This is a genomic window from Hydrogenophaga taeniospiralis CCUG 15921, assembly GCF_001592305.1.
Lineage (GTDB): Bacteria > Pseudomonadota > Gammaproteobacteria > Burkholderiales > Burkholderiaceae_C > Hydrogenophaga > Hydrogenophaga taeniospiralis.
Map to the genome: position 1 here is coordinate 498,180 of NZ_BCWR01000001.1, position 17,621 is coordinate 515,800.

At 69.9% G+C, this 17,621-nt stretch carries 14 protein-coding genes; 2 read left to right on the top strand and 12 right to left on the bottom strand.

Annotation, left to right across the window (positions count from 1 at the left end; translation table 11 throughout):
* Positions 1–71 precede the first annotated feature (71 nt).
* Positions 72–2,003 carry a B12-binding domain-containing radical SAM protein gene (locus tag HTA01S_RS02285; protein WP_068167125.1) on the top strand — a complete coding sequence of 644 codons (1,932 nt, stop codon included), beginning with the start codon at positions 72–74 and terminating at the stop codon, positions 2,001–2,003.
* A gap of 17 nt (positions 2,004–2,020) precedes the next feature.
* The gene (locus HTA01S_RS02290) at positions 2,021–2,650 is read left to right on the top strand and encodes a glutathione S-transferase (RefSeq protein ID WP_068166927.1); all 630 of its coding nucleotides are present in this window, start codon (positions 2,021–2,023) and stop codon (positions 2,648–2,650) included.
* Between the two features lie 136 nt (positions 2,651–2,786).
* Here HTA01S_RS02290 and HTA01S_RS02295 read toward each other — a convergent pair whose 3' ends face one another.
* The 12 genes from HTA01S_RS02295 to HTA01S_RS02350 are packed head-to-tail and all read right to left on the bottom strand — an operon-like array spanning position 2,787 to position 17,537.
* Positions 2,787–3,524, bottom strand: a complete 738-nt coding sequence (locus HTA01S_RS02295) for a type II secretion system protein (RefSeq protein ID WP_068166928.1) — start codon at positions 3,522–3,524, stop codon at positions 2,787–2,789.
* Between the two features lie 35 nt (positions 3,525–3,559).
* Positions 3,560–4,873, bottom strand: a complete 1,314-nt coding sequence (locus HTA01S_RS02300; RefSeq protein ID WP_068166929.1) for a type II secretion system protein — start codon at positions 4,871–4,873, stop codon at positions 3,560–3,562.
* A complete protein-coding gene (locus HTA01S_RS02305) occupies positions 4,870–6,087 on the bottom strand; it encodes a type II secretion system protein (RefSeq protein ID WP_068166930.1) in 1,218 nt (405 codons plus the stop codon). The genes HTA01S_RS02300 and HTA01S_RS02305 overlap by 4 nt, the downstream gene beginning before the upstream one ends.
* A complete protein-coding gene (locus tag HTA01S_RS02310) occupies positions 6,084–8,318 on the bottom strand; it encodes a type II secretion system protein (protein ID WP_068166931.1) in 2,235 nt (744 codons plus the stop codon). Before HTA01S_RS02310 ends, HTA01S_RS02305 begins: the two co-directional genes overlap by 4 nt.
* Entirely contained in the window at positions 8,318–9,592 is a 1,275-nt protein-coding gene (locus HTA01S_RS02315; RefSeq protein WP_068166932.1) for a type II secretion system F family protein, read from the bottom strand. Before HTA01S_RS02315 ends, HTA01S_RS02310 begins: the two co-directional genes overlap by 1 nt.
* A gap of 3 nt (positions 9,593–9,595) precedes the next feature.
* Positions 9,596–11,266 (bottom strand): GspE/PulE family protein, encoded by a 1,671-nt coding sequence (locus tag HTA01S_RS02320; RefSeq protein ID WP_084235777.1) that lies wholly within the window; start codon positions 11,264–11,266, stop codon positions 9,596–9,598.
* Positions 11,250–12,785 carry an ExeA family protein gene (locus HTA01S_RS02325; protein ID WP_068166933.1) on the bottom strand — a complete coding sequence of 512 codons (1,536 nt, stop codon included), beginning with the start codon at positions 12,783–12,785 and terminating at the stop codon, positions 11,250–11,252. Before HTA01S_RS02325 ends, HTA01S_RS02320 begins: the two co-directional genes overlap by 17 nt.
* On the bottom strand, positions 12,782–13,726 hold the full coding sequence (locus HTA01S_RS02330; protein ID WP_068166934.1) for a tetratricopeptide repeat protein: 945 nt from the start codon (positions 13,724–13,726) through the stop codon (positions 12,782–12,784). Before HTA01S_RS02330 ends, HTA01S_RS02325 begins: the two co-directional genes overlap by 4 nt.
* A complete protein-coding gene (mshL, locus tag HTA01S_RS02335; RefSeq protein ID WP_245637968.1) occupies positions 13,723–15,435 on the bottom strand; it encodes a pilus (MSHA type) biogenesis protein MshL in 1,713 nt (570 codons plus the stop codon). The genes HTA01S_RS02330 and mshL overlap by 4 nt, the downstream gene beginning before the upstream one ends.
* A 45-nt stretch (positions 15,436–15,480) precedes the next feature.
* Positions 15,481–16,248 carry a type II secretion system protein gene (locus tag HTA01S_RS02340; protein ID WP_068166935.1) on the bottom strand — a complete coding sequence of 256 codons (768 nt, stop codon included), beginning with the start codon at positions 16,246–16,248 and terminating at the stop codon, positions 15,481–15,483.
* A 12-nt stretch (positions 16,249–16,260) separates the two neighbouring features.
* Positions 16,261–16,938, bottom strand: coding sequence for a hypothetical protein (locus HTA01S_RS02345; RefSeq protein WP_068166936.1), 678 nt, complete (start codon positions 16,936–16,938; stop codon positions 16,261–16,263).
* Entirely contained in the window at positions 16,938–17,537 is a 600-nt protein-coding gene (locus tag HTA01S_RS02350; protein WP_068166937.1) for a hypothetical protein, read from the bottom strand. The genes HTA01S_RS02345 and HTA01S_RS02350 overlap by 1 nt, the downstream gene beginning before the upstream one ends.
* Positions 17,538–17,621 lie beyond the last annotated feature (84 nt).

Below are 17,621 nucleotides of genomic sequence, written 5' to 3' on the forward strand. Positions count from 1 at the left end.
ACTGCCGGCTGGCGTTGCACCGGCAGCGCCCCGACCGCCCTGCCCAGCGGCCCACCACCGCCGCCCGCCCCATGACATCCGATTTCCGCGTCTTGAGCCTCATCCCCCCGATGACGCAGCTCAACACGCCCTACCCGTCCACCGCCTACCTCACCGGCTTCCTGCGCTCGCGCGGCATCCATGCGGCGCAGGAAGACCTGGCTCTGGCGCTGGTGCTCAAGCTCTTCACCCCGGCCGGGCTGGAGGCCGTGCGCGGGCGGGCGCTGGCCTTGCCCGAAGCTCAGCGCTCGGGCAGCGTGCACGCCTTCCTGGACCAGTTCGACGCTTACCGCAGCACCATCGGCCCCACCATCGCCTTCCTGCAGGGCCGCGATTCCACGCTGGCGCACCGCATCGCCGCGCGCGGCCTGCTGCCCGAGGGCCCGCGTTTTGCCGCGCTCGATGTGTACGACGACGTGGACCTGGGCGACGGCGGCGGCGACCCGCTGGCCTGGGCTTTCGGCGCGCTGGGCGTGCAGGACAAGGCCCGCCACCTCGCCACGCTGTACCTCAACGATCTGGCCGACGTGCTGCGCGACGCGGTCGATGAGCGCTTCGAGTTCGTGCGCTACGCCGAGTCGCTGGCCAGCAGCCAGCCCACCTTCGACCCGCTCGCGGCCGCGCTCGCCGCGCCGCCCACCTTGGTGGACGAGCTGCTGCACGACCTCACGCTCGCCGCCATCCACCGCCACAACCCGACGCTGGTGCTGCTCTCGGTGCCCTTTCCCGGCTCGGTCTACGCGGCCCTGCGCATCGCGCAGACCATCAAGAGCCACAACCCACACATCCGCATCGCCCTGGGCGGCGGCTTCGTGAACACCGAGCTGCGCGAACTGTCCGACCCGCGGATCTTCGACTTCGTGGATTTCGTGACGCTGGACGCGGGCGAGCGGCCGGTGCTGTCCATCATCGAGCACCTGCAGGGCCAACGCGGGCGCCAGCGGCTGCAGCGCACGTTCGTGCGGGACGACAGCGAAGGGACCGTGCGCTACATCCACCTCGCCGAGCCCGACATCCCGTTCGAAGACGTGGGCACACCCACCTGGGACGGCCTGCCGCTGGACCGCTACCTGAGCCTGCTCGACATGCTCAACCCCATGCACCGGCTGTGGAGCGACGGCCGCTGGAACAAGCTCACTGTGGCGCACGGCTGCTACTGGAAAAAATGCAGCTTCTGCGACGTGAGCCTGGACTACATCGGCCGCTACGAAACCGCCACGGCGCAAAAGCTGGCCGACCGCATCCAGCAGATCGTGGAAGAGACCGGCCAGACCGGCTTCCATTTCGTGGACGAAGCCGCTCCGCCCAAGGCACTGAAGGCGCTGGCCGAGGAGCTGATCCGGCGCGAACTCAACATCTCGTGGTGGGGCAACATCCGCTTCGAAAAGACCTTCACGCCCGAGCTCGCCGAGCTGCTCGCGCAAAGCGGCTGCATCGCCATGAGCGGCGGCCTGGAAGTGGCGAGCGACCGCCTGCTCACGCTGATGAAGAAAGGCGTGAGCGTCGAGCAGGTGGCGCGCGTCACCAAGGGCTTTTCCAACGCCGGCATCCTGGTGCACGCCTACCTGATGTACGGATTCCCCACCCAGACGCTGCAGGACACGGTGGACGCACTTGAATACGTGCGCCAGCTGTTCGAGGCCGGCTGCATTCAGAGCGGCTTTTTCCACCGTTTCAGCTGCACCGTGCACTCGCCCGTGGGCCAGGACCCGGCGGCCTACGGCATCGAGCTGATCCCGCTGCCGCCGGTGAGCTTCGCCAAGAACGACATCGGCTTCATCGACCCCACCGGCACCGACCACGATGCGCTTGGCATCGGCCTGCGCAAGGCGATCTACAACTACATGCACGGCCTGTGCGTGGAAGACGATGTGCGGCGCTGGTTCGAACACCTGCCGCAGCAAGTGCCACGCGCCACCGTCAAGCGCGGGAAGATCGCCAAGGCGCTGGCTGCCCACCACTGAAACCCGAAGGATCTGCCATGCAACTCATCGGCATGCTCGACTCACCCTATGTGCGCCGCGTCGCCATCTCGCTGCAACTGCTCGACCTCCCGTTCGAACACCAGTCGCTCTCGGTGTTCCGCACCTTTGACGAGTTCAGCCGCATCAACCCGGTGGTCAAGGCGCCCACGCTGGTGTGCGACGACGGCACGGTGCTGATGGACTCAACGCTGATCCTGCAGTACGCCGAAGCGCTGGCCGGGCGCAGCCTGTTCCCCAAGGAACCCGCCGCGCTGGCGCAGGCCTTGCGCACCGTGGGCCTGGCGCTGGCTGCGTGCGAGAAGGCGGTGCAGATCGTGTACGAGCGCGGCCTGCGCCCCGCCGAGAAGCAGCACGAGCCCTGGGTCACGCGGGTCACCGGGCAACTGCTCGCCGCCTGCGACGGCCTGGAGACACGACTGAACGCCCAAGCGCTGAACGTCTCGCGCGCCACGCTGGGCCAGGCCGAGGTGAGCACCGCCGTGGCCTGGCAGTTCATTCAGCAAATGCTGCCCGCCGAGGTGCCTGCCGAGCGCTACCCGCTGCTGTGTGTGTTGTCGGGTGCCGCCGAAGCACTGCCCGAGTTCTGCGCCGCACCGCACGGAGACAGCACGTACCGGGCGAGCTGAGTCACAAGCTTCAGCCCAGCAACTCCTGCCGTTCGCACGCCGGTACTTCGTTCATGGTGCCCACCCATGCCAAGACACTGCGGCGCCACAGTTGGGCCATCGGCGTCAAGCGGTCGCGCTCGGCGGCGACGCCCCCTCAGCGCATCATCTGCAGATACGCCGTGGTCACGGCCACCTGGGATTCGTCCAGCGAGGTTGCCACGGTGGTGCCGAACGCCATGCGGTCGTCGATGGGCCAGGTCTGCCCGACGGTGGTCGCGATCGCGTTGGCGAACGACACATCGCGGAAGCGGCCGAAGCGGGCGTCGTTGCGGCCATCGATCTGCTGATCGAGCATGGACGCCAGCGACGGGGTGACGCTGCTGAGCACCATCACGTTGCGTGGGCGGGTGGCGTAGGTGTTGACCGCGGCGCCGGGTTCGGCCCAGTCCACGCTCCGGAAGCAGACCCGCACTTCCTGCGGGTTGCCGTTGCTGTCCAGGTAGACGTAGCGGTCCGCGCTGCCGGCCGTGCGCCCTTCGGGCAGGCGAACGCCGGCGGCCAGGAACGCGTTGAGCATGTCGTTGCCGCACAGCTCTGTGCCCGCCGGGGCGGTGCCGCCGTTGATCTGCCCGGTCGGGTTGGTGGCGCTGTCACCGGGCGGTCGCCCCACGCCGTTCACATAGGCCTCGTAGGCCAGTTGCCAGCCCTGCACGAAGTCGGTGGACAGGCGCTGGTTGGCTGCGCTGCGCTGCAGGTCGCGGCCCACGGCCACGGCGCCCAGCAGCAGACCGATCACCAGCAGGGTGATGCTCAGTTCCACCAGGGTGAAGCCGCGCTGGCGATGGCCGGGCGCGGTGGACTGGGCGGGTGTGGTGCGGATCGGTCGATTCATGGTGCATACCCCAAAACAAAGTAGGACTCGGACGCTCAGAAGCCGATGGCGTCCGCGAGCAGCGCGTTGCGGTTGATGGAGATGGACAGGTCGGTGATGGCGGTGGTACGGGCCGCGAATTCGCTGTGCGTGTCCTGCGCGTCCACCAGCGAGTCCACGGCCAGCCCCATGGAGACGCCCGCGGCAATGCCGCCCGCCACCGCGGCGGCGATCCCGACCGCGGCCAGGCCGATCTGGAACGAACGCGCGCCCGCGCTCATGGTGGTGTCGGCGGTGGCCGAGAGCATCGCCTGGGCGGCGTCGGCCCCGCCGGCGATGGCGCTGGTCACCCCCGCCGTGGCGGCCGCGACGTCCGCCTCCGCCAGCTTGACCATCACGTACAGCTGGTCCCGGTAGTCGTACAAAGCCCGCTCCAGCACGAAGGCGCCGGTGGCGGCGTTGAAGTGGGCGTGCTCGGCCACCGACAGGCCGGTCTCGCAGCCCAGCAGGGCAAACAGCTCGGCGTGGCTGGCGGCGAGCACGGTGTCGTCGTAGGCGTGGGTCGCGCGGGTGTTGGACGACTCGAAGGTGGGCGACGCGTCGCTGGCCGTGGCGTTGGCGCCATCGAAGGCCTGGCCGTTGCCATCGGCGTCGAGCAGGCCCGGCGCGGCGATGGCGAAGGCGGCCGGGCGGCGAACGCCAGCGGACATCACACCGAGCGACCCGGCGGGCGCGGTGGCCGCGTCCGAGGCGGTGTTCAGCGCCAGGCACACGTCCACCTGGTTGACCGAGGCCGCGCCGCCCAGGCTGCAGGGCGGCGCGTTGGCCGCATTGCACGCGCTGTTGAGCGGCGCCGCCACGTCGCCGGACTGGGTGGCGCCCAGCAGCCCCGCCGAGGCCACAGGCAGGGGCGGCGCGTTGCCGTTGGGGGCGTTGCCGTTCTGCGGGCGCGGGTTGGGCGTGCGCACACGCAGGGGGTTCATGCGGTCCTGCGCCACGGCCAGGTCGCGGTCCAGGGGGGCCGTGGCCGAGGCCTCACGGAACACGCCGTAGCGCAGCCGGCCAGCCTCGGGCCGTGGCAAGGCCAGCGTCTGCCAGGGCACGTAGCCGACCTGGCGCAGACCGCCACCCGCGAGCGAACACGACTCCACGCCGTTGGCGTCGGCCGCCGGGCACGGCAGGCGGTGCCGCGCGTACAGAAAACCCAGCACCGACTGGTGGGCCTGTTGCTGCGCGTCCAGCTGCACGGCCGACACGCGCTGGCCCGCGGACTGCTGCCAGAACGCCACCGCCCCCCACACGATCAGGCCCAGCGCCAGCAGCGCCACCGAGATCTCCACCAGCGTGAACCCCTTCATGCGCTGTCTCATGGGTTCAGTCCTTTCGTGTCGAGGGCGATGGATTGGCTCAGCGCGTCGGCCAGCGAGCCATAGACACCGGCCGCGTAGGTGCTGGTGGCCACGAGCTTGGCCCGGGAGTCCACCAGGGCCTGCTGGGCATCCACCAGGTCCTGCGCCGCCAGCACGGTTTCCGTGACGGCCACGGCCATGTTGACGGCCGCGATGGCCACGGCGTAGACGGTCAGACCCTCGGTGTTGGCGGCCGAGGCCAGCCCCACCAGGGTGCTGGTGGTCGAAATGGCCAGGCCCATGGCCGCCATGGCCACGCCGGTCTCGGCACCGCTCACGCCGTCTTCGGCCGTGGTCACGTCGAATTCGCGCAGCGACCAGTACTCCTGCATCACGCGGGTGGTGTCGTACTGGGCGAAGGCGGCCTGGGCCGAGGCCTGGGCGGCGCTCAGCCGCGCCACGCAGCCCATGCGCGCGGACAGGTCCGCCGGCCCCACGGCCAGGCCGATGTCGTCGAAGCTCTCGTCCTGCACGCGACCCGGCAGGTCGAAGCGCCAGGAGCCGCCCGCGCCGACCCGGTTGTTGCCGTCGAACTGGCCGTTCAGCCCCGGGTGCACCAGCGTGTAGGCCACGGGCAGGCTGGCCGTGATGTTGCCGGCGCTCAACACGCCGGCCGCCGTGGGGTTGGCCGCGAAACCGCGCAACACGCGGCACCAGTCCAGCCCGTTGACCACCGTACGCCGGGCCACCGCCGCGGTGATCAGGCTGGTCACCTGCGTGGCGGCGGTGGCGGCGGCCGGGGCATCGGCCGTGGCCACCGGCAGCACCGGCACGCCGCTGAAGTCGATGTTCAGGTCGGGCGCGATCCAAGCCGCCCCGGTGGCCGCCAGATCGGCGCCGCCACCCCGGTTCACACCGTAGTGCAGCACGCTCAGATCGCTGCTCAGGCCCAGCGTTTTCCAGGGCAGGAAAACGGCGTCGGCCGTGCCACAGGCTTCCACGCCACCGGTGTTGGCGGCGGCGCACGGGAGCCGGTGGCGCGTGAGCACGAAGCCTTCGACCGCCGACTGCGCTTCGCCCAACTGGCGCCGCATGTCCTGCGCCGAGACGGGCTGTTGCGTGGCGGCGATCCAGCGCCAGAGCATCAGCCCGATCACGCCGGCGATCACCAGCGACACGCCCAGTTCGATCAGCGAGAAACCGCGCTGACGGCGACGGATGAAGACGGGTCTCATCGTGTGCCCCCCTTCACGTCGACGTTGATGAGCAGGTCGGCGGCCGTCGTGGGCGACCAGGGCGTGACGCCGGTGCCGGTGAGGTTGCAGGCCGGCGGGTTGTCGGCCTGGGCCTTCAGGTCGTCGTAGCGCTTCTTGGTATCGACTTCCATCTCCCGCGCGGCGGTGAGCTGCGCGTTCAAGCCGTCGAGCTCGCGCTGAATCGTCAGAGGCCTCATGTATTTGCTGTCTGCGTGGGGTTGTGTCGATCCGGTGTCACCGCCCGAGCCGTACAGGTCCTGCATCGCCGACAGGACAAACGGACTGGTCGAATAACTTCCACTCGTGCAGGCCGGTGCCGGGAGGGGCTTCGTGGTGCAGGCGATGAAGGTCAAGGGCGGGTAATAGAAGTTGTAGGGGCCCAGGCTGCCGTTGGCGAGGTTGGCGTAGGCCGTCTGGTAGCTGGCGAGCGCGCCGTTGAGCACCGCCAGCGCGCTGGCTTCGGCGGCGATGGCGGCCTGCAGGTTCACGTAGGCCTGGTCCCGCTTGACGATCCCGTTGTCGCGCTCCGAGGTGAGCGTGGTGACGTCGTTGAGCAGCGCCAGCTCCCCCTGCTTGTTGCTGCGCTGGAGCTGCAGGGCTTCCTTGGCGGTCTGGTCCGTCTCGGCGGCGATCAGGATGTCCAGCGCGGCAATCTCCGCCTCCACCTGGGGGATCAGCGTGGTGCGGTTGGTCAGCATGTTGTTGTAGCGCACGACGATGTCGCTCCAGCTGTCGTATTCGGTCTGGTAGAGGGTCCGGGTCGCCTGGGCCTCGTCATAGTCCAGGTCCTCCTGGTTCCAGGTGTTCGATCCGTTGACCAACAGGGTCACGGTGCCGTCGAGGTCGGACGATGAGCCGCCGTACCGGACCCAGAAATACAAGGCGTTGATCGCATCGGTCTTGGTGGTGTTCGCGTTGGCCAGATCGGTCTGCTTCTGCGCAACCTCGCCCTCCAGGCGGGTGACCTCGGCCTTGGCCTTGTTCCATTCGTCCAGCGACGCGGCCAGCGCCGCGCTGACGTCGGGCACGGGGCAGGACACCGATGCCGGCGGGCGGCTGTTGTCGGCCAGCACCAGCGCGTTGCCCGCCATGATCGCGGCCGTCACGTTCAGGGCGATGGTGGCGATGTTGGCCGCGGTGGACACCCCGGCGAGCACGGCCGAGGCGATGTGCTGCGGGAAGGCGGCGCAGGCGTTCACCGCCAGGCCCAGCGTGGCGCCGCACAGTGTGGCCTCGGCCACCGCGTTGCCCGTGTCCGACGCGGCCTCCACCACCGAAGCGGTCAGCTCCACCGCGGTGATCGCCGCGCCCAGCGCGGCGAAGATCACCGCGCGCTCGGCGGCGTCGATGTTGTCCTCGCGCATGTCGTCGACCTGATTCACCACGTCCAGCCCCAGGGCCACGGTGTCGATCGACTGCGCCAGCGGCTGGCAGTGGAAGGCCGACTGCAGGCTGGCGAACGAGCGCTCGCGCACCACGTCGTCGTAGCTGCTGAGCAGCGGCGAGCGGTCGGGGTCTTCCACCGTGTTGCCCGCCGCGCCGTTGACGCCATCAAACAGCGAGCCGTCGCCGTCGGTGTCTTCCAGGCCCGGATGCACCAGCGCATAGGCCACCGCCCGCAAGGGTGACGCGGTTACGTGGGCCATGCCCGCGCCGAAGGTGGCCACCGCGCCCTCCCCCACCCGCTGGCACAGGTCGGGCAGGGTGAGGATGTTGGCCTGGTAGCTGCCGCCGTTGCCGACGGTGTCGCGCATGGCCGCGAAGGTGGTCGCGCCATCGTCGTATTCCAGCGGGCGCCAGTCGTCGCCCAGCACCGCGAGGTCGTAGGCTGTGGCACCGCGCTGCACCAGGTAGCGCAGCTGGGCCACGCCCACGCCGGCGTCGGCCCCCGCCAGCTTGAGCGACACCGAGGGCAGCCAGCCCTTCTGGGCGCCGCCGCCGCAGTCTTCCAGCCCGTCGCGGTCGGTGTCGGGACACGGCAGGCGGCGCATCACCGTGGCGAAGGTGATCACCGCCGTGTCCGCCTGGGAGAGCGACGCGCGCTCCTGGCGCGAGCTCTGCAGCGCGGAGCGCTCGCGCCATTCCAGGTAGCCGACCGTGGCCAGCCCGCCCACGATGGCGATGAACAGCAGCACCTCCAGCAGGCCCAGGCCGCGGTGGCGGCGCCGGGGTGCCGGGGTGGGTGGGCGGGCCCGGGGCATCACACGCATCAGCCCCCTCCCAGCGAGTGGTTGACCGACTGGCGCACCAGGTCGTAGATCGGCAGCAGCAGCGCCACGATCAGGAAGATGAACAGCGCGCCGGCCAGCAGGATCAGCGCGGGCTTGATGATCTCGCCCAGCGACTTGACCACCACGTCCAGCCGCTTGCGGTATTCGGTGGCCAGGCGGTCGAGCTGCTTGTCCAGCGAGCCGGACTCCTCGCCCACGGAAATCATGCGCACCGCCATGGCCGGGAATCCGCCCACGCGGCGCATGGACGCGCCGATGCCTTCACCGCGCGCCACGCCGTCGCGCACCCGCAGCAGGCGCTCGCGGTAGTACTGGTCGGTGGTGGCGCGGGACAACACGTCCAGGCTGAGCATGAAGTCCAGGCCGGCGCGCACCAGCAGGGCCAGGTGCTCGCTGATGAAGGCCATGCCCGACGAGGTGGACAGGGTGCGCGCGATCGGCAGGCGGTGCAGCAGCTCGTGGCAGGCCAGCTTGAAGCCGGGGATGGAGCGGTACAGCCACATCAGCAGCATCACCAGCAGCACCACGCCGACCGCGAACAGCACCAGGTAATGGACCAGCGCGTCCGACACCGCGATCAGCCACTGCGTGAGCGGCGGCAGCTTCGCCTGCAGCTGCTTGAACAGCTGGGCCATGTTGGGCACCACGTAGTAGAGCCAGAAGAAGCCCACGCCCAGGATGGTGGTGAACACCAGCACCGGGTAGATCAGCGCGGTGCGGATGTCGCGGCGGATGTCGATCAGCCGCTCGATGTGCGAGGCCGACTCCAGCAGCATGCGCGGCAGCTCGCCCGACTGGTCGCCGATCTCCGCCAGGTTGCGCACGGTTTCCGGAAACACGTCGGGGTGCCGGGCGAACGACTGCGGCATGCGCATGCCCGAGCCCAGGTCGGTGTGCACGCGCTGCGCGAGCTCGGCCACGCCGTCGTCGCCGGACTCGTCTTCCACCAGCGTCTTGAGCGCCTCCATCATCGGCACGCCCGCGTCCAGCATGATGCCCATGTCGCGCAGGAAACCGGCCAGGTCCTGCTGGCGCACGTGGCGGCGAAACAGCCGCATGCGCAGGTCGTTCAGGGCCGTGACCCAGGCCGGCAGGCGCACCAGGCTGAGCACGGCGCCCTCGGTGGTCTGCTCCAGGCGCAGGCGCACCGAGTGGTCGCGCTCGACCAGCAGGCGCAGGAAACCGCTTTTCACCTTGCCGTGGGGCAGCAGCACGCGGTAGAAGTAGGTACGCAGACCGGCGGCGGTGCTCATGGCTTACTCCAGTCCGATGGCGCGGCGCACCTCGTCCACCGTGGTCTCGCCCTGGAGCACCCGGTAGCGGGCCATGCCCGCCATGGGCTTGAGCCCGCTGGCCTCGGCCAGCTCGCGGATGCGCGCGCGCGGGGCCTCGCCCACGATGGCGTCGGCCAGCTCGCGCTTGACCGTCAGGATTTCATAGACCGGCAACCGGCCGCGGTAGCCCGTGCCTCGGCAGTGGCTGCAACCCACCCCGTGGTGCACCATGGACACCTCCGGCCCGAGCCAGGCTTTTTCGTCCTCGGTCGCGGCGCGCTGGGCCTTGCAGTAGGGACAGATGCAGCGCACCAGGCGCTGGTTGATGACCGCGACCAGGTTCTCGGCCACGGTCTCGGCGTCCACACCGAGCAGCCGCAGGCGGGGCACCACGCCAAAGATGCCGCCCACGTGCAGGGTGGAGAGCACCAGGTGCCCGGTGGACGAGGCGTCGAGCGCGGCCCGCGCCGTCTCGGCGTCGCGCACCTCACCCACCAGGATGATGTCCGGGTCGTGGCGCAGGAAGTGCCGCATGGCGCTGGCGAAGTCGTAGCCGGCGCGGCGGTTCACCTCGGTCTGGCAGGCCACCGGCACCCGGTATTCCACCGGGTCTTCCACCGTCAGCACGTTGCGCTCCACCAGCGGCTGCACGCGCAGGGCCGCGTGCAGGGTGGTGCTCTTGCCCGAGCCGGTGGGGCCGGTGATCAGGATCAGGCCGTGCGGGCGCGCGAAGGCCTTTTCCATCTCGGCCACGTCTTCCTCCAGGAAGCCCAGGTCCTGCAGGCGGTCGAGGTCGCTGCGCTCGGCCAGCAGACGCATGGCCACGCGCTCGCCAAACTCCGAGATCATGGTCGAGACCCGGATCGTGTAGGTCGCGTCCATCAGGTTGATGGTGAAGCTGCCGTCCTGCGGCAGGCGCTGCTCGCTGGCGTCCATGTCGGCCTTGAGCTTGATGAACGACACCAGGCGGTCCAGCGAGGGCGGCATCGCGAACATCGGGCGCAACACGCCGTCGATGCGCATCAGCACCCCGCGGCTGCGGGCAGTGGGGGCGAGGTGCACGTCGGTGGCGCGCTCGCGCACGGCGGTGTGCAGGATCAGCTCCATCAACCGGTCGGGGCTGTAGGCGTGGTCGCGGTCGTCGCCGAGCTTGCGGATCTCGGCCTCGATCAGCCGCTCGACCGGGTTTTCCTGGAAGTAGTAGTGCTGGTGGATGGCGTCGATGACGGCGAAGAACTCGCCCTGCCAGAACACCACTTCCTGCCCGACGCGGCGCTGGATCAGCGTGGCCACGGCATCGGGCTCCGCGTCGCCCAGCAGCACCCGCAGCTTGTCGCCCTCGCGGCCCACGGGCAGGAAGTTGTGCGTCAGGCACAGGCTGCGGTTGAAGGCCGCGGCCACTTCCGGGTCGACCGCGGGCACCTCCCGGAATTCGATGCCGCGCTGGATCGCCAGCTGGCGCGCCAGGTCCTTGGCGCTGATGAAGCCCAGCTCCACCAGCATGCGCCCGAGCTTCTGCCCTTCGACCGCCTGCTTCTGGCGCACGTAGTCGATCACGATCTGGCTGACCAGTCCGTTGGACACCAGCATCCGGCTGAAGCTGAGGCGCGTTTCGTTCATGGGTTCCATCCCGGTGTCACTGTTCTTGTACATAGAACTTCTCCAATAGCAGGCCGCTCAGGGGGTCCACCTCGCCCGAGGGACTCAGGCCCAGTTCGTTCTGGAATTGCCTCAGGGCGCCGCGGCTGCGCTCGCCCCAGATGCCGTCCACTTCGCGCGGCAGCAGGCTGCCGTATTCGGTCAGCGCGATCTGGAAGCGGGCCGCGGTCAGGCGGTTGTTCAGGGCGTGGCCGGCCTGGGGCGTGCTCCAGGTCAGCCACACCTGGCCCTGGCGGCTGTCCATGCAGACGTCGGCCAGCCGGGCCAGGCGCGCGCCCAGCAGCTGGTGGGTGAGCTCCGCCAGCGGCTGGCTCACGACCATGCGCCCGTCGGGCTGCTCGGTGGCGGGCTCGCAGCCGGCGCCGAAGAGGCCGCCGGGCGCCACGGCCGGTGTGCCCGGTGCAGCGGCGGATGCATCGGGCGAAACGGACAGCGCCGCCACGGCCGGTGCGTCCGGGGCCGCCGATGCGGGGGCCGGCGCAGGCTCGGTCAACGGCGGAGCCAAAGCGACCACCTGGGCCGCCGCGCCATCAGCCATCGGCTGCGCTTGGCCTGCGTCCACGCCGCCGAAACGCGAGCCCAGGGCCGCGCCGGTGGCGACCAGGCCGGCGAAGGCGGCGGCGACCAGCCAGGGCCGGCGGGTGCGGGCCGGCGGCACCACGCCCACGGCGTCCACCGTGGGGGCGCCCACCAGATCGACCCGGCTGTCGGTGATAGCCTCCTTCATCAGGTTGGCGTCGATCACGTTGCCGTTGCGCGCCGCCAGCCCGTACAGGCAGCGGTCCATGATCAGGTGGATCTGCCGGGGCACGCCCTGCGTTTCGCGCCAGAGCAGCTGGCAGGCATCGGTCTGCAGCACCAGCGAGCCGTTGCTGCCGGACGACTCGAAGCGGAAGCGCACGTAGTCGGCGATCTCGGTGCTGGTCAGGCCATACAGCCGCGAATGTTTCACCAGCCGGCTGCGCAACTGCCGCAGGCTGTGCTGCGACAGCATCTCTTCCAGCTCGGGCTGGCCGGCCAGCAGGATCTGCAGCAGCTTTTCCTGGTCGGTCTCCAGGTTGCACAGCAGCCGGATCAGCTCCAGCGAGTTCGCCGAAAGGTTCTGCGCGTCGTCGATGATCAGCAGGCAGGTCTTGCCCTCGCGGTGGTTGGCGAGCAGGAAGGTGTTGAGCGCGGAGATGTCGGACGGCAGCGCGCCGGTGCCTTCCAGGCCGAAGTCCTGCAGCACGGCGGCCAGCAGCTCCGGCCCCTGCAGGAAGGTGTTGAACACCAGCGCCGAGACCACGTTCTTCGCGGCCAGGTCCGTCATCAGCCGCCGCACCAGCGTGCTCTTGCCCATGCCGACCTCGGCCGTGAGCAGCGAAAAGCCCTTGCGCGAGAGCACGCAGTGCTCCAGCTCGACCAACTGCTCGTCCAGGTGCGGGGTCGAGAAATAGCAGCCCGCGTCGGGCGTGTAGGGAAAGGGGTTGCGCACCAGGCCCAGCGCGGCCAGGTGGCTGTTGCGGGCGTTCATGGGCTGGTCTCGCTGCGGGCCAACTGGTCCACCGCCGTGCGCAGCACCGCCGAATTCGGGTTCTGACGCAGGGACTTGGCCAGCACGTCCTTGGCCTGGTCAAAGCGCTGGCGCTTCTTCTCGATGGCCGCCAGATTCAGGCTGGCGTGTTCGTCGCCCGAGAGCTTGTCCAGCAGGCGCCGGTACAGGCGCTGCGCGCCGTCGAGATCGTCGGTCTGGTGGGCAAACCAGGCCTCGGCGCGCAACCGGGCCACGGAAGATTCCGGCAGCCTGGCCTGGATCGCCTGCAGCTGCCGGCGGGCCGCGTCCACATCGTGGCCGGCCAGCGCCTGGTTCAGCGCATCGAACAGGGCCGGCAGTTCGTCGGGCGTGGGCTGGGACACCGGCACGCTCGCCGGTGCAGGCGGGCTCGCTGCAGCCCCCTTCTTTCCGGCGGCGGGCTCGGCGGGTGGGCGTGCGTCTTCAACACTCTGCGTGCCCTGCGGTTTCTGAGCCGGTGCGGCCGGTGCCGACAAGGCGCGCGAGAGCGCCAGCCGGGGCGAGGCGGTGGGCAGCGGCAGGTCCGCCTTGGGCAAGGCCACCTCAGGCAAGGCAGTTTCAGGCAAGGCCACGCGGGCAGCGCTCACCGGGGCCGGGGCCACCGGTGCGGACGAGACCATGGCAGCACGGCCCTGCGCCGCCAGCACCACGGGCACTGGCACCTGCGGTGAAACCTGCGCTGACGCCGCCGACGGCCCGTGCTGGGCCGCCATGGCCAGGCTCACCATCCAACCCGCCAGCACCGCCACGGCCGCGATCACCACGCCCCACAACGCAGGCATGGGGTTCCAGCCGCGCCGGGCCGGCGCGGGCGTGGCCACGCCGGTCCACCGACGACCAGAGGGCTGGGAAGGCGCCGCCTGCTGTTCGGTTTGTTTGAGAGCCTGGTAGATGAGGCTCATAGCAGGCGCACACGCAGCACGACGATGAGCTCGCGGGCGGACTGGCTGTTGTTTTCCTTGGTGACGAGCTTGCCGAAGAAAGGCACGTCCGACAGGAACGGCAGGCCGCCGTTGTTGTTGCCGCTCTTCTGGTCGATCAGGCCCCCGACCACGACCACGTCGCCATCGTTCACGTTCAGCGTGGTGGTGAGGCCCTTGTAGGCCACCTGGGGCAGGCTCACGCGGTTGGAGTCGTTCACCTCGACCAGGGCCAGGCTGGAGGGGTCCACGTCGCTTTGCACCGGGTTGATCAGCAGCTCGATGCGCCCGTCCTCGCGGATCATGGGCAGCACGCCGACCATCACGCCGGAGAACACGGCGTCGGTCTGCACCTCGGACGAGGTGGTGGTCGCGCCCCCGCCGATGTTGTTCTCGGCCGAGCTCGACTTGGACACGTAGCGCTGGCTGGTGCCCACCGACAGCATCGCGGGGGTGCCGTTGCGCACCTGGATGTTCGGGTTGGAGAGGATGCGCAGGTTGCCGAAAGAGCGCAGGGCGTTGATCACGGTCGAGCCGCTGCTGTCCTGGTAGGCCGCGCCGCCGCCGGTCTGGCCCGTGCCCGGCCCGACCAGCCTGGAAGGAATGGTCAGGCTGCTCGCGGGGTAGTTGCGCGTGCGCGATGAGTTCGGCAGGCTGGCCACGCCGCCGGCCAGTTCCAGCGCGCTGGAGCCGAAGTTCAGCGCCAGGCGGCTGCGCAGCTGGGTCCAGTCGATGCCGAACTCGTAGCCGTCGCTGAGCGTCACGTCGATCAGCTGCGCCTCGATGTAGACCTGCTTGGTCAGCATGTCCTGTGTGTTCTTGATGAGCTTTTCCACCGAGCGCATCTGCGACGGGCGGGCCTTGACGAACAGGGTGCCGGAGGTGCGGTTCAGCGTGAAGCCGTGCTGCTGGTTGGGCTGCACCACCTGGGTCGGGTCCTGGTTGCCCTTGGCCGCCGAGGCCGGGTCCACCACGGGCGAGCGGGCCTCGCCCAGAATGGTCTTGAGGTTGTTCTCGATCTCGGTGTAGGGGTCGGCGCGGCTGCCGGCCGCGGCGCTCATGGACAGGCTGCCCGAGATCGCGGAATTGGCGCCGGTGGAGTTGGAGCCGAACACGTTGCCGCCCGAGTTGAGCGACATCTGGGTGTTGATGTTGAGGAAGTCCATCGCGAAGAACTTCTCTTCGTGCAGCTTCACGCGCAGGGTCTGGTTGCGGATTTCACCAGCCACGTCGTAGCTGCGCAGCAGTTCGTTGAAGGCCTCGCGCAGCGACACATCCTTGAGGAACATGTCGGTCAACGCGCCTTGCTGCACCACCGCCGGCTCCACGATGAGGTTGACCTTGGCCGCGTCGGCGAAGGCGGTGAGGATCTGGCTGATGTTGCCGTTGGACACGGCCACGCTGATGGTCTTGCCTTCCAGCGGGTCGTAGGTGGGGGCCGCGGGCTCCAGCGGTTTGGCCGCCGCGGTGCGGCGCATCTCCCGCAGGATCTGCTCCTGCTGGGCCAGCAGCTTCGCCGACTCGGCCCGCGTCACCTCCTGCATGCGCTTCAGGGAGTCCACGTCGGGGTCGCCCAGGTTTTTGGCGCTCTGGGGCGGCGGCGCCACGCAGGCGCCCAGCAAGGCTGCCGAAACAATCGCGGTGGTGGTGGCCATTCCGGGCTTGAACATGGAGAACTTGAAGTGGTGCATGGCGGTCTTTGAAGCGGAGAAAACGGTGAAGGAAAGGACGGCGGTTCAGGGCAGGCTCTTGCGCAGCCAGCCGGCCAGCTGCGTGGGCGATTCGGAGAGCACGACGTCGTCGTTGGTGGCGCTGACGGGGGTGCCCGGGCTGAACACACAGGGGCCGGCGCTGGCCTGCGGCGGGTCCAGCCGCTCGCCGTCACCGCTGCGGTCCTTGAGCGGCACCACGAGCCAGTAGGCGACCGACATCTGCCGGTTGGTGGCGCAGTCCACCGCGCCGGCCACACCGCCGTCGCCGGTCAGGTGGGGCTGGTCGGTCGCGAGGGCCAGGCCGGCCACGTTGTTCAGGGCGACGATCAGGTCGCTCACGTCGCGGTGGTTCACGTGGCCGAGCGGGTCGCCGCTGCGCTCCAGGTTGAGCGCCAGGTCCGCGTCGGCCGGGGCGCTGGCGTTGGGGGCGCGGTACACGGCGTAGCGGGCGCGGTATTCGGCCACGGGCAGGTCCGCCCCCACGCTGACGTAGGGGAACCAGCCGATCAAATTGCCGGTGCCGCAGACGCCGCCGACCAGACTCTCCAGGCCCGTGCCCGCGGCGCTGGCGTCCGGGCATGGCAGGCGGCCGTGGCGCACGGCAAAGGCGCGCAGCTGCGACTGCACCTGGCGCGCCATGTCCTGGGCCTGCCGACGGTCCTTGGCATCGAGCACCGTGTCGTAGGCGGAAAAAGCGGCCCAGCTCAGCAGGCCGCCCACGACCAGCACCACGGCCATCTCCACAAAGGTGAAGCCTTTCTGCGCGGATCGGTGGGAGCGGGTGGCGTGCATGGCGGTGCTCGCTCAGGGCTTCTGCTGGCCGGCCAGCAGGTCGCGCGAATACGACTGCATCGTCTGCGCGCCCTTGGCCATGTGGTCACCGATCTCGCGCAGCTCGCCCAGGATGGCCTGGCGGCGCGCCACGTCCTTGGGCGCGGTGCTCTGGGCGATGCGGTTCAGTTCCGCGCTCAGGCGCTGGGTCTGCACGCTGTGCTGGATCATCTGCCGCATGACCTGGAAGTACCGGGGGTCGAACTGGCCCTGCCCCAGCTTCTCGATGTCGTCCAGCAGCCCCTGGGTCTCGGCCAGCGAGAGCTGGGGGCCCTTGCTCAGCAGCTCGTTGACCTTCGCGCGGATCTGGGTCCGGATCTGGCGGCGCTGCTCGCGCGTCAGGGCCGGCGCGCCCGGGCCGCCGGCCTGGGCCTGGGGGCTGCTCACGGCCCAGGGCGGTGCGCTGCCTTCAGCGCCCTGCCCCGGCCCGCCCGGCGCGGGGCTGGCAGACGGTGCGGGCGCCTCGGCGGGCGAGGCCGGCAGGCCCGCGGGTGCGTCCGGCGCGCCACTGGCTGGCGGGCGCACCTGGGGCGCGGCGGGCAGCGCCGCCGCCGGGACCGGCTCGGGCGCCGGCCTGGACAGCCAGACGCCGGCCAAAAACGCCAGCAACAGCAAACCCAGCCCACCCCCGACGAGCACACCCTTGTTCATCAGTGGCCTTTGCCCCGCGAAGGAAAGGCGCCCAGCACCCGCAGGCGCTCCAGCGGAACGGCCACTTCCATGTCTTCACCATGGGCGGAGAACGTGACCGTCTCCATGCGGATGGACTTGACCACGAGGCCACCGGCCACCTGGTCGCCCACGCCCACCAGATAACCGTCGACCACGGCCTTGCCTTCGCTGCCGGCGCGCAGCACCACGCTCACACGCGGCAGGGCCACGGCCGAGAGCGCGACCCGCTCGGGCCGCGGGCTCCCCTTCACCGCCTTCGTGGCCACCACCTCGGGCGGCAGGGCAAAGATGCTGCCGTAGTCCGCTTGCGCCTGCACGCCCTGGTCCACCGGCGCGGCCGGGAGCCGGCCAACCTGGGCCAGCCCCTGCGGACGGCCCGCGGCCGCGCCGCGCAGGACCACCAGGGCGTCCTTCACCTCGTCCTGCTCGCGCATCTGCTGCTCGCTCAAGGGGCTGAGCGAGACCTGCAAAGGCGGCATCGACCGGCCGTTGCTGCCGATCTGCTGGGCGATGCCCGCCATCGCCAGTACCAGCAGCGCCGTGGCGGCGGTGGTGAGAGTCAGGGCTACGTATTTCATGGGCTGTGTCGCTGGATGCGGTACTCGGAAAAAGACACCGGACCGGGGGCCCGCCAACCGACGGGCCTCCCGCTCGCGGACCGG

Excerpts from the sequence above, each read along its gene's own strand:
- HTA01S_RS02285 (WP_068167125.1), top strand. The coding sequence starts at position 72 with ATGACATCCGATTTCCGCGTCTTGAGCCTCATCCCCCCGATGACGCAG.
- HTA01S_RS02290 (WP_068166927.1), top strand. The coding sequence starts at position 2,021 with ATGCAACTCATCGGCATGCTCGACTCACCCTATGTGCGCCGCGTCGCC.
- HTA01S_RS02295 (WP_068166928.1), bottom strand. The coding sequence starts at position 3,524 with ATGAATCGACCGATCCGCACCACACCCGCCCAGTCCACCGCGCCCGGC.
- HTA01S_RS02300 (WP_068166929.1), bottom strand. The coding sequence starts at position 4,873 with ATGAGACAGCGCATGAAGGGGTTCACGCTGGTGGAGATCTCGGTGGCG.
- HTA01S_RS02305 (WP_068166930.1), bottom strand. The coding sequence starts at position 6,087 with ATGAGACCCGTCTTCATCCGTCGCCGTCAGCGCGGTTTCTCGCTGATC.
- HTA01S_RS02310 (WP_068166931.1), bottom strand. The coding sequence starts at position 8,318 with ATGCGTGTGATGCCCCGGGCCCGCCCACCCACCCCGGCACCCCGGCGC.
- HTA01S_RS02315 (WP_068166932.1), bottom strand. The coding sequence starts at position 9,592 with ATGAGCACCGCCGCCGGTCTGCGTACCTACTTCTACCGCGTGCTGCTG.
- HTA01S_RS02320 (WP_084235777.1), bottom strand. The coding sequence starts at position 11,266 with ATGTACAAGAACAGTGACACCGGGATGGAACCCATGAACGAAACGCGC.
- HTA01S_RS02325 (WP_068166933.1), bottom strand. The coding sequence starts at position 12,785 with ATGAACGCCCGCAACAGCCACCTGGCCGCGCTGGGCCTGGTGCGCAAC.
- HTA01S_RS02330 (WP_068166934.1), bottom strand. The coding sequence starts at position 13,726 with ATGAGCCTCATCTACCAGGCTCTCAAACAAACCGAACAGCAGGCGGCG.
- mshL (WP_245637968.1), bottom strand. The coding sequence starts at position 15,435 with ATGCACCACTTCAAGTTCTCCATGTTCAAGCCCGGAATGGCCACCACC.
- HTA01S_RS02340 (WP_068166935.1), bottom strand. The coding sequence starts at position 16,248 with ATGCACGCCACCCGCTCCCACCGATCCGCGCAGAAAGGCTTCACCTTT.
- HTA01S_RS02345 (WP_068166936.1), bottom strand. The coding sequence starts at position 16,938 with ATGAACAAGGGTGTGCTCGTCGGGGGTGGGCTGGGTTTGCTGTTGCTG.
- HTA01S_RS02350 (WP_068166937.1), bottom strand. The coding sequence starts at position 17,537 with ATGAAATACGTAGCCCTGACTCTCACCACCGCCGCCACGGCGCTGCTG.